Here is an 11,112-nt window from a genome sequence, read left to right on the forward strand (position 1 = left end):
GCCATCACCTTAACGGGTGAGGGCGTTGTTGTTCGTTAATACACCTACTTTGAGCCGGTTCACACTTTTCAATGAAAATTGCTGATCAATTTCATGATGAGTTATGTAGACTGGCCGCCATTAATTTTGAGGCACACGTACTACATGGCTGAATTCGAAACCACTTTTGCAGATCTGGGCCTGAAGGCTCCTATCCTTGAAGCCCTTAACGATCTGGGTTACGAAAAACCATCTCCAATTCAGGCAGAGTGTATTCCACATCTGCTGAATGGCCGCGACGTTCTGGGTATGGCCCAGACGGGGAGCGGAAAAACTGCAGCATTCTCTTTACCTCTGCTGCAGAATCTTGATCCTGAGCTGAAAGCACCACAGATTCTGGTGCTGGCACCGACCCGCGAACTGGCGGTACAGGTTGCTGAAGCAATGACGGATTTCTCTAAACACATGCGCGGCGTAAATGTGGTTGCCCTGTACGGCGGCCAGCGTTATGACGTGCAATTACGCGCCCTGCGTCAGGGGCCGCAGATCGTTGTCGGTACTCCGGGCCGTCTGCTGGACCACCTGAAACGTGGCACTCTGGACCTCTCTAAACTGAGCGGTCTGGTTCTGGATGAAGCTGACGAAATGCTGCGCATGGGCTTCATCGAAGACGTTGAAACTATTATGGCGCAGATCCCGGAAGGTCATCAGACCGCTCTGTTCTCTGCAACCATGCCGGAAGCGATTCGTCGCATTACCCGCCGCTTTATGAAAGAGCCGCAGGAAGTGCGCATTCAGTCCAGCGTGACTACCCGTCCTGACATCAGCCAGAGCTACTGGACTGTCTGGGGTATGCGTAAAAACGAAGCACTGGTACGTTTCCTGGAAGCGGAAGATTTTGATGCGGCGATTATCTTCGTTCGTACCAAAAACGCGACTCTGGAAGTGGCAGAAGCTCTTGAGCGTAACGGCTACAACAGCGCCGCGCTGAACGGTGACATGAACCAGGCGCTGCGTGAGCAGACACTGGAACGCCTGAAAGATGGTCGTCTGGACATCCTGATTGCGACCGACGTTGCGGCCCGTGGCCTGGACGTTGAGCGTATCAGCCTGGTGGTTAACTACGATATCCCGATGGATTCTGAGTCTTACGTTCACCGTATCGGTCGTACCGGCCGTGCGGGTCGTGCTGGTCGTGCGCTGCTGTTCGTTGAGAACCGCGAGCGTCGTCTGCTGCGCAACATTGAACGTACTATGAAGCTGACTATTCCGGAAGTAGAACTGCCGAACGCAGAACTGCTGGGCAAACGCCGTCTGGAAAAATTCGCCGCTAAAGTACAGCAGCAGCTGGAAAGCAGCGATCTGGATCAATACCGCGCACTGCTGAGCAAAATTCAGCCGACTGCAGAAGGTGAAGAGCTGGATCTCGAAACTCTGGCCGCCGCACTGCTGAAAATGGCACAGGGTGAACGTACTCTGATTGTTCCGCCAGATGCGCCGATGCGTCCGAAACGTGAATTCCGTGACCGTGATGACCGTGGTCCGCGCGATCGTAACGACCGTGGCCCGCGCGGCGACCGTGAAGATCGTCCGCGTCGTGAACGTCGTGATGTTGGCGATATGCAACTGTACCGCATTGAAGTGGGCCGCGATGATGGTGTTGAAGTTCGTCATATCGTTGGCGCGATTGCTAACGAAGGCGACATCAGCAGCCGTTACATCGGTAACATCAAGCTGTTTGCTTCTCACTCCACCATCGAACTGCCGAAAGGTATGCCGGGTGAAGTGCTGCAACACTTTACGCGCACTCGCATTCTCAACAAGCCAATGAACATGCAGTTACTGGGCGATGCGCAGCCGCATACTGGTGGTGAGCGTCGTGGCGGTGGTCGTGGTTTCAGTGGCGAGCGTCGTGAAGGTGGTCGTGAAGGCGGTCGTAACTTCAGCGGTGAACGCCGTGAAGGTGGTCGTGGTGATGGTCGTCGTTTTAGCGGCGAACGTCGTGAAGGCCGCGCACCGCGTCGTGATGACTCTACCGGTCGTCGTCGTTTCGGTGGCGATGCGTAATCATCGCTGAACAGCGAACACAGTCTGTAAAATAATATATACAGCCCCGATTTTAACTATCGGGGCTTTTTTTTCTGTTTTTTGTACTCATGTACTGGTACAGTGCAATGCATAACAACGCAGTCGCACTATTTTTCACTGGAGAGAAGCCCTCATGGCAACACTAACCACCACCCAAACGTCACCGTCGCTGCTTGGCGGCGTGGTGATTATCGGCGGCACCATTATTGGCGCAGGGATGTTTTCTCTGCCTGTGGTCATGTCCGGTGCGTGGTTCTTCTGGTCAATGGCGGCGCTGATCTTTACCTGGTTCTGTATGCTGCATTCTGGCTTGATGATTCTGGAAGCTAACCTGAATTACCGAATCGGTTCGAGTTTTGACACCATCACCAAAGATTTGCTTGGTAAAGGCTGGAACGTGGTCAACGGCATTTCCATTGCCTTTGTGCTCTATATCCTGACCTATGCCTATATTTCTGCCAGTGGTTCGATTCTGCATCACACCTTCGCGGAGATGTCGCTGAATGTCCCGGCACGGGCGGCGGGATTTGGTTTTGCACTGTTGGTGGCGTTTGTGGTGTGGTTGAGCACCAAAGCGGTCAGCCGGATGACGGCGATTGTGCTGGGGGCGAAAGTCATTACCTTCTTCCTCACCTTCGGTAGCCTGCTGGGGCATGTGCAGCCTGCGACATTGTTCAACGTCGCCGAAAGCAATGCGTCTTATGCACCGTATTTACTGATGACCCTGCCGTTCTGCCTGGCGTCGTTTGGTTATCACGGTAACGTGCCAAGCCTGATGAAGTACTACGGCAAAGATCCGAAAACCATCGTGAAATGCCTGGTGTACGGTACGCTGATGGCGCTGGCGCTGTATACCATCTGGTTGCTGGCGACGATGGGTAACATCCCGCGTCCGGAGTTTATCGGCATCGCTGAGAAGGGCGGCAATATTGATGTGCTGGTACAGGCGTTAAGCGGCGTGCTGAACAGCCGTAGTCTGGACCTTCTGCTGGTCGTGTTCTCAAACTTTGCGGTAGCGAGTTCGTTCCTTGGCGTAACGCTGGGTTTGTTTGACTATCTGGCAGATCTGTTTGGTTTCGACGACTCGGCTATGGGCCGTTTGAAAACAGCGTTGCTGACCTTTGCCCCGCCTGTTGTGGGTGGCCTGCTGCTCCCGAACGGATTCCTGTACGCCATTGGTTATGCCGGTTTAGCGGCTACCATCTGGGCGGCAATAGTTCCTGCGTTGCTGGCCCGCGCATCGCGTAAACGCTTTGGTAGTCCGAAATTCCGCGTCTGGGGCGGCAAACCGATGATCGTGCTGATTCTGGTGTTTGGCGTTGGTAACGCACTGATCCATATTTTATCGAGCTTTAATTTACTGCCGGTGTATCAGTAATCAGCGGTGCCTTATCCGACATGTCTGCTGCCTACACAATGCCTGATGTGCTTCGCTTATCAGGCCTACGTAGGACAGCGTTGCCAGCTCGGATAAGGCTTTCCGCGTTAAAACACACTATCCCAACAACTCTTCCTTAACATCCATCGCTAGCTCAAACGAATGCAGGCGCGCCTGGTGGTCAAAAATCTGTCCGTTAACCATAATCTCATCGGCGTCAGTTTCGCGCAGGATCGACTGCAAACCATGACGCACTTTCGCTTTATCGCCCACCAGCGACATACTCAGTGCCTGCTGCACGCCATACTGCTCGGACGGCGACCAGAACTGATCCATATTTTGAATCGGCGGCGGCAGTTGCCCGGTTTCGCCACGGCGCAGCTTCACAAAGGCTTGCTGCATTGAGGTAAACAGAAATTCAGCGTCGCGGTTGCTGTCGGCAGCGATAATATTGATGCACACCATCGCGTATGGTTTTTCCAGTCGTGCCGACGGTTTGAAGTTGCTGCGATAAAGATGCAGCGCCTGGAACAACATATCCGGCGCGAAGTGTGAGGCAAACGCGAACGGCAGACCAAGCTGCGCCGCCAGTTGTGCACTGTAAAGGCTGGAGCCTAACAACCACACCGGGATTTTCTCGCCATAGCCTGGTACCGGGCGCACATGCGGATTGGGATCGCGGGCGTCAAACCAGTCCACCAGCTCCGTGACATCGCGGGGGAAATTATCAATATCGCCGCTCATATGACGACGTAGCGCCATCATGGTTCGCTGATCGCTACCCGGAGCACGACCCAGCCCCAAATCGATTCGCCCCGGATAGAGCGTATTGAGCGTGCCGAACTGTTCGGCAATGACCAACGGTGAGTGGTTAGGCAACATCACGCCGCCAGACCCCAGATGCAGCGTGGTGGTATTCGCCGCCAGATAGCCAATCAATACCGATGTTGCAGCACTGGCAATGCCGGTCATATTGTGGTGTTCTGCCAGCCAGTAGCGATGATAGCCGCGCTTTTCAGCCAGACGGGCGAGATCGAGAGAGTGGGAGAATGCTTCTCGCGCCGAAGAACCTTCGGGAATGGGGGCCAGATCGAGTAGCGAAAACGCAATGGTTTTATCAGTCATAACAGCTCACTTTGTTACCGATTAATCTTTAATACTGCATTAAAGAGTAGTTAAAGTTGTTAACAAAGTGAGCTATATACTTACGCTCGCAGCTCCAGCCCTGCCAGCCGCCGCCAGTAGCCGTTACAGTCGCTGTTTGCCGTCAACGGCAGTGGCGCAGCGCCATTTTCATTAGCGCGGAAGGCGTCGAGCATCGCGAAAGTGTCAGTACCCTGCGGTGACAGGCGGACCACATCAACCAATCCCTGCATGGATGCCAGCTCGTTACCGAGGTTGTAAACGTAGCCGCTCATGGTCTGAATGCCATTGAGTACAAACACTTGCTGATTCTCCTGCGACAGCACGTTGCGCCCGTTCGGATACTTAATGCAGCAGGTTTCACACTCATCTTTCGGGCGGTCTTCCGAACGCGCGGTAAAGCAGCGGGCGGAGTAGGCCAGCGGCAGATGACCGTAGCTCAAGACTTCCACTTCAAACTGGTTACGAATGCCCAGTTCATCGCACTGATTAAGCAGATTCACCAGCCAGTCGCGGGAAAGCTCCACCGGCATACACCAGCGCATCATGCCCTGTTTAAGCAATATTTTCAGCGTCACCGCGTTGTAGCAGTTCAGCGCATGTCCGGCGACGAACGGCAGTTTGCGTTCAGCGCACATATTCACCACGCCGAGGTCGCTGGCTTCAATCAGAAACTCACCGTTCTCAACATAGCGTTTCAGTTCGCCCAGTTCGGAGGATGCCTGCACCAGTGCCAGCGTGGAGAGCACAATCTGCTTGCCACTTCCGGCGAGCGATTTTGCCATCTCCAGCCAGTCACCAACTTTAGTTGCCCGGCGCTTGCTGCATACTGCTTCACCAAGATAAATCACGTCGGCGCTGCTGGCGGCGGCCTGCTGATAAAATTCTTCCAGCGTCTCTTTTGGCCAGTACCACAGCACTGGCCCTAAGGAATATTTCATTGCTTTTCTCACTGCCATTTACGGTGATACGCGCCAAGGGTGGTCTGCGTGCCTTCGGACATCGACCCGAGCGTCTCCATCCACGCGCTTTGCGGTATGAAGTTTTGCGGATCGGCCTTACAACGGTCGATAGCCTGACGCCAGACTTTCGCCACCTGGCTGACATACGCCGGGCTACGCTGGCGGCCTTCAATTTTCACCGAAGCAATATTCGCCGCCATTAACTCCGGCAGCAGTTCCAGGGTATTGAGACTGGTTGGTTCTTCCAGCGCGTGATAACGCTCGCCGTCCACCAGATAACGCCCTTTACACAACGTCGGATAACCTGCGTTTTCGCCGTCCTGATAACGGTCGATCAGCACTTCGTTCAGGCGGGATTCCAGCCCCTGCGGCGTTTGTTGCCAGCGCACGAAGCGGGCCGGAGAACACGCGCCCACGGTGTTGGGCGATTCCCCCGTCAGATACGACGACAGATAGCAACGCCCTTCCGACATAATGCACAGGCTGCCGAAAGCGAACACTTCCAGCGGTACAGGGGTAACACGCGCCAGTTGTTTTACCTGATGAATCGACAACACGCGCGGCAGCACCACGCGAGCAACGTCAAAATGGCGATGATAAAAGTTAATCGCCTCTTCATTGGTCGCCGAAGCCTGCACCGATACGTGACGCTCAATATGCGGGTATCGCTCGGCGGCGTACTCCAGCATGGCGAGGTCGGCGAGGATCAGCGCGTCGGCACCCAGCTGCGCCGCCATATCCACGGCGCGCTGCCAACGGGCGTAACCGTCCGGATGCGCAAAAGTGTTAATTGCGATGTGAAGTTTGCGGTGATGTTGATGAACAAAACTCACCGCTTCCTGCAATTTTTTCTCGGTAAAGTTAAGGCCGGCGAAGTGACGGGCATTAGTATCATCTTTTAGCCCGATATAAACAGCATCTGCGCCGTTTTCGATGGCCGCCTTAAGCGCCGGGAGATTTCCGGCAGGGCAGAGCAGCTCCATAATTTTTCCTGAAGGTTGCGCAGTCAAAGCGCAAAAATGTTAACGAACTGGGATTTTAGTTAACCCTGCTGCGACAATTTTTGATTTAAGGCAGTTAAAGTTGTATTGGTGGTAGCAGCAATTTCATATGGAATTGTTGATTTATACCGCCATGTTATTTTTCCAATATGGCAAAATAGGATGATTGTTGAAGCAGGGAGTAAAACTCGTGTTGGATAAACTGCGTTCCCGCATTGTGCATTTGGGGCCATCTCTGTTGAGTGTACCGGTAAAACTGACGCCATTTGCGCTTAAACGCCAGGTTCTTGAGCAGGTCTTAAGCTGGCAATTCCGTCAGGCGCTGGACGACGGCGAGCTGGAGTTTCTTGAAGGCCGCTGGTTAAGTATTCATGTGCGTGATATTGACCTGCAATGGTTTACCTCGGTGGTGAATGGCAAACTGGTTGTCAGCCAGAACGCGCAAGCTGATGTGAGTTTTAGTGCCGACGCCAGCGATCTGCTGATGATTGCGGCGCGTAAACAAGATCCAGACACGCTCTTCTTCCAACGTCGGCTGATGATTGAAGGCGATACGGAGCTGGGGCTGTATGTGAAAAACCTGATGGACGCCATTGAACTGGAGCAGATGCCGAAAGCCTTACGTATGATGCTGCTGCAACTGGCGGATTTTGTTGAGGCGGGAATGAAAACCGCGCCTGAAACCAAACAGACATCGGTAGGTGAACCATGCTAATTCGAGTAGAAATTCCCATTGATGCGCCGGGTATTGATGCCCTGCTGCGTCGTTCATTCGAAAGCGATGCGGAAGCGAAGCTGGTTCACGATCTGCGTGAAGATGGCTTTCTGACGCTGGGGCTGGTGGCGACAGATGACGAAGGTCAGGTCATTGGCTATGTGGCATTTAGTCCGGTTGATGTGCAGGGCGAAGACCTGCAATGGGTCGGCATGGCTCCGTTGGCGGTTGATGAAAAATACCGTGGACAGGGGCTGGCACGCCAACTGGTCTATGAAGGACTCGATTCGCTTAATGAGTTTGGCTATGCCGCAGTGGTGACGCTGGGCGATCCGGCGCTGTACAGCCGTTTTGGCTTTGAACTGGCGGCGCATCACGATCTGCGTTGCCGCTGGCCGGGCACTGAAAGCGCCTTCCAGGTACATCGTTTAGCGGATGACGCGCTGAATGGCGTAACCGGCCTGGTTGAGTATCACGAGCATTTCAATCGCTTTTAATCTTCGGGGTTTGCAGGCTGCTCAACAGTTCTGCAAACCCTGCGCCTTCCGCTACCAGACGCTCTTTTTGCCGTTTGGTCAGTTGCTTAACGCGATATTCCGCCCGTAACGCCAACGAACGGTCGCCCACTGGCGCGGAAAACGCCAGCGTTAGTTCTCCTTTCCCGCGCAGTGCTTTCGCCCCTTTGCCGCTTTGGTGCTGCTGATAGCGGCGTTCGACATCCGTGGTGATCCCGGTATAAAGCTTATTGTCGGCGGTACGGATCAAGTAAAGAAACCAGGGTGTCATCGTCTGCGTCGCATGTTAAGGTCAGGCCCACAGTATAAAAGAGAACAGCAATGGAAACACTCACCGCCATCAGCCGTTGGCTGGCAAAACAACATGTTGTCACCTGGTGTGTGCAGCAGGAAGGGGAACTGTGGTGCGCCAATGCCTTTTATCTTTTTGATGCGCAGAAAGTCGCCTTCTACATTTTGACGGAAGAAAAAACGCGTCATGCGCAGATGAGCGGGCCGCAGGCGGCGGTTGCCGGAACGGTAAACGGGCAGCCGAAAACGGTAGCGTTAATCCGTGGCGTGCAGTTTAAAGGCGAGATCCGCAGGCTGGAAGGTGAGGAAAGCGACCACGCGCGCAAGGCGTACAATCGTCGCTTTCCGGTTGCCCGAATGCTGTCGGCGCCGGTGTGGGAAATCCGGCTCGATGAAATCAAATTCACCGACAATACGCTGGGCTTTGGTAAAAAAATGATTTGGCTACGTAATTCAGGCACCGAGCAGGCGTAACGCCTCGCGGTTAAACGCTGGCAAATCGTCCGGTGTTCGGCTGGTAACCAGCTGATCTTTATCGACCACCACTTCCTGATCGTAAAATTCCGCGCCCGCGTTTTTAACATCAATAATGATCGGTTTAACGGCGGTCAGTTTGCGCCCCCGAATCACATCGGCGCTGATCAGCAGCTGCGGTCCGTGACAAATGGCGAAAACAGGTTTGCCGCTATTCACAAAATCGCGGGTGAAGGTGACAAAACGGTTGTCGCCACGCAGATAATCCGGTGAATGACCGCCTGGTAGCAGCAGGGCATCAAACTCTGCTGGCGTCACTTCATCGATGGATTTATCGATGGTCACGCTGGCTTCTCCTTTTTTGCCTTTCACCGTTTTACCTGCTTGTTTTTCAATGGTAATCACTTCGTGTCCGGCTTTACGGAACTCGTCTGCGGGTGAAGTGAATTCTGAATCCTCAAATTCATCAGTGATTAAAACGGCAATCTTCTTACTCATGTTTCCTCCGCGTTGTTGCATTGGATGAGGCGAATTTCTCACGATCGGGGATAATTACCTCGTAGACTATTAAGCCTGGTGCATGTACCAGGGAGCGCAAGGCGGACAATTCTGTAAAGGAGCGAAGATGAGTCAGGTACTGATTACAGGCGCAACGGGGCTGGTGGGCGGTCACCTGCTGCGGATGTTGATTAACGAACCGAAAGTTAACGCCATAGCCGCGCCGACGCGACGTCCGTTGGGCGATATGCCAGGGGTGTTTAATCCCCATGACCCGCAACTGACCGACGCGCTGGCGCAGGTCACCGATCCCATTGACATTGTGTTTTGTTGTCTCGGCACCACGCGGCGAGAAGCGGGGAGCAAAGAGGCGTTTATTCATGCCGATTACACGCTGGTAGTGGATACCGCATTAACCGGGCGGCGGCTGGGCGCGCAGCATATGCTGGTGGTCAGTGCTATGGGTGCTAATGCCCACTCGCCGTTTTTCTATAACCGCGTCAAAGGGGAGATGGAAGAAGCATTAATCGCCCAGAACTGGCCGAAATTGACCATTGCTCGCCCGTCGATGTTACTGGGCGATCGTAGCAAACAGCGAATGAACGAAACGCTTTTTGCGCCGCTGTTCCGTTTGTTACCCGGTAACTGGAAATCCATTGATGCGAGAGACGTGGCGCGGGTCATGCTGGCAGAGGCGATGCGGCCCGAGCATGAAGGTGTGACTATTTTAAGCTCTTCAGAATTACGCAAAAGAGCTGAATAATTATTCCCAAGAATTGATAGTGAGCGTAATATTCACGCGCTCAATTATCATAACTTATTCCTGGGGAATGCTATGACTGGTCAGTCTTCATCTCAGGCGGCAACGCCCATTCAGTGGTGGAAACCCGCGCTTTTCTTTCTCATTGTCATTGCCGGTCTCTGGTATGTGAAATGGCAACCTTACTACGGCAAAGCGTTTACTGCCGCTGAAACCCACAGTATCGGTAAATCTATCCTTGCGCAGGCGGATGCTAATCCGTGGCAAGCGGCGTTGGATTACGCGATGATCTATTTCCTCGCGGTATGGAAAGCGGCGGTGCTGGGGGTGCTTCTCGGCTCGTTGATTCAGGTGCTGATCCCGCGTGACTGGCTGCTGCGCACGCTTGGGCAATCGCGCTTTCGCGGCACGCTGCTGGGAACGCTGTTTTCGCTGCCGGGTATGATGTGTACCTGCTGTGCGGCTCCGGTCGCGGCGGGAATGCGTCGTCAGCAGGTGTCGATGGGCGGTGCACTGGCATTCTGGATGGGGAATCCGTTGTTAAACCCGGCGACGCTGGTGTTTATGGGGTTCGTCCTCGGCTGGGGCTTTGCCGCGATTCGTCTGGTGGCGGGGCTGGTGATGGTGTTGCTGATTGCGACGCTGGTGCAAAAATGGGTGCGTGAAACACCGCAAACGCAGATGCCAGTCGAAATTGACATGCCGGAAGTGCAGGGCGGGTTTTTTAGCCGCTGGGGCAGGGCGCTATGGACGCTTTTCTGGAGTACGATCCCGGTTTACATCCTTGCGGTACTGGCGTTGGGTGCCGCTCGCGTCTGGTTATTCCCCCATGCCGATGGTGCTGTCGATAACAGCCTGATGTGGGTGGTGGCGATGGCGGTAGCAGGATGCTTGTTTGTCATTCCCACGGCAGCAGAAATTCCGATTGTACAAACGATGATGCTGGCAGGTATGGGAACCGCTCCGGCGCTGGCATTGTTGATGACGCTTCCAGCGGTAAGTTTGCCGTCGTTGATAATGCTGCGCAAAGCGTTCCCGGCGAAAGCCTTATGGCTGACGGGGGCGATGGTGGCAGTGTCAGGCGTGATTGTCGGCGGGCTGGCGCTGTTGTTCTAATTTGAGGGAAAACATGTCGGATGTGGCGTAAACGCCTTATCGACCTACGGTTTGTATCGTTGTAGGCCTGATAAGACGCGGTAAGCGTCGCATCAGGCAACGGCAGTCGGATGCGGCGTAAACGCCTTATCTGACCTACGTTTGTATCGTTGTAGGCCTGATAAGACGCGGCAAGCGTCGCATCAGGCAACT

13 protein-coding genes are annotated in these 11,112 nt (G+C 54.1%); 8 read left to right on the forward strand and 5 right to left on the reverse strand.

Features of this window, described 5'->3' with window-relative positions; translation table 11 throughout:
• Window positions 1-71 precede the first annotated feature (71 nt).
• The 3 genes from yrbN (at window position 72) to mtr (ending at window position 3,445) form a co-directional block, all read left to right on the forward strand.
• Window positions 72-152, forward strand: coding sequence for a protein YrbN (gene yrbN / locus CRI63_RS12675; protein WP_010723222.1), 81 nt, complete (start codon window positions 72-74; stop codon window positions 150-152).
• On the forward strand, window positions 145-2,046 hold the full coding sequence (gene deaD, locus CRI63_RS12680; protein WP_130204606.1) for an ATP-dependent RNA helicase DeaD: 1,902 nt from the start codon (window positions 145-147) through the stop codon (window positions 2,044-2,046). The genes yrbN and deaD overlap by 8 nt, the downstream gene beginning before the upstream one ends.
• Window positions 2,047-2,200: 154 nt before the next feature.
• A complete protein-coding gene (gene mtr / locus CRI63_RS12685) occupies window positions 2,201-3,445 on the forward strand; it encodes a tryptophan permease (protein WP_135519693.1) in 1,245 nt (414 codons plus the stop codon).
• 117 nt (window positions 3,446-3,562) lie between these two features.
• Here mtr and CRI63_RS12690 read toward each other — a convergent pair whose 3' ends face one another.
• From CRI63_RS12690 to CRI63_RS12700, 3 genes are all read right to left on the reverse strand, one after another.
• Window positions 3,563-4,570 (reverse strand): luciferase-like monooxygenase, encoded by a 1,008-nt coding sequence (locus CRI63_RS12690; RefSeq protein WP_135519695.1) that lies wholly within the window; start codon window positions 4,568-4,570, stop codon window positions 3,563-3,565.
• Between the two features lie 80 nt (window positions 4,571-4,650).
• A complete protein-coding gene (locus CRI63_RS12695; RefSeq protein WP_135519697.1) occupies window positions 4,651-5,529 on the reverse strand; it encodes a U32 family peptidase in 879 nt (292 codons plus the stop codon).
• A gap of 8 nt (window positions 5,530-5,537) precedes the next feature.
• Complete coding sequence (locus CRI63_RS12700; RefSeq protein WP_130204614.1) at window positions 5,538-6,533, reverse strand: peptidase U32 family protein; 996 nt, start codon at window positions 6,531-6,533, stop codon at window positions 5,538-5,540.
• A 208-nt stretch (window positions 6,534-6,741) separates the two neighbouring features.
• Here CRI63_RS12700 and CRI63_RS12705 point away from each other — a divergent pair, with 208 nt between their 5' ends.
• Window positions 6,742-7,266, forward strand: coding sequence for an SCP2 domain-containing protein (locus CRI63_RS12705; protein ID WP_046081285.1), 525 nt, complete (start codon window positions 6,742-6,744; stop codon window positions 7,264-7,266).
• Entirely contained in the window at window positions 7,260-7,763 is a 504-nt protein-coding gene (locus CRI63_RS12710) for an N-acetyltransferase (protein ID WP_000908554.1), read from the forward strand. Before CRI63_RS12705 ends, CRI63_RS12710 begins: the two co-directional genes overlap by 7 nt.
• On the opposite strand, the gene yhbQ is transcribed toward CRI63_RS12710, so the two are convergent.
• Entirely contained in the window at window positions 7,750-8,052 is a 303-nt protein-coding gene (gene yhbQ / locus CRI63_RS12715) for a DNA damage response exodeoxyribonuclease YhbQ (RefSeq protein WP_000189315.1), read from the reverse strand. The genes CRI63_RS12710 and yhbQ overlap by 14 nt on opposite strands.
• 50 nt (window positions 8,053-8,102) lie before the next feature.
• On the opposite strand from yhbQ, the gene CRI63_RS12720 reads away from it, so the two are divergent.
• Window positions 8,103-8,546 (forward strand): YhbP family protein, encoded by a 444-nt coding sequence (locus CRI63_RS12720; RefSeq protein ID WP_130204618.1) that lies wholly within the window; start codon window positions 8,103-8,105, stop codon window positions 8,544-8,546.
• Here the strand turns inward: CRI63_RS12720 and yhbO are convergent.
• Complete coding sequence (yhbO, locus tag CRI63_RS12725) at window positions 8,526-9,044, reverse strand: protein/nucleic acid deglycase (RefSeq protein ID WP_000037608.1); 519 nt, start codon at window positions 9,042-9,044, stop codon at window positions 8,526-8,528. The genes CRI63_RS12720 and yhbO overlap by 21 nt on opposite strands.
• A gap of 127 nt (window positions 9,045-9,171) precedes the next feature.
• Here yhbO and CRI63_RS12730 point away from each other — a divergent pair, with 127 nt between their 5' ends.
• Both CRI63_RS12730 and CRI63_RS12735 read left to right on the forward strand, forming a co-directional pair.
• On the forward strand, window positions 9,172-9,807 hold the full coding sequence (locus CRI63_RS12730) for an NAD(P)H-binding protein (RefSeq protein ID WP_000084526.1): 636 nt from the start codon (window positions 9,172-9,174) through the stop codon (window positions 9,805-9,807).
• 72 nt (window positions 9,808-9,879) lie between these two features.
• The gene (locus CRI63_RS12735) at window positions 9,880-10,920 is read left to right on the forward strand and encodes a permease (RefSeq protein ID WP_135519699.1); all 1,041 of its coding nucleotides are present in this window, start codon (window positions 9,880-9,882) and stop codon (window positions 10,918-10,920) included.
• The last annotated feature ends 192 nt before the right edge of the window (window positions 10,921-11,112 follow it).

Origin of the sequence: Escherichia sp. E2661, assembly GCF_004745185.1 — a bacterium.
Lineage (GTDB): Bacteria > Pseudomonadota > Gammaproteobacteria > Enterobacterales > Enterobacteriaceae > Escherichia.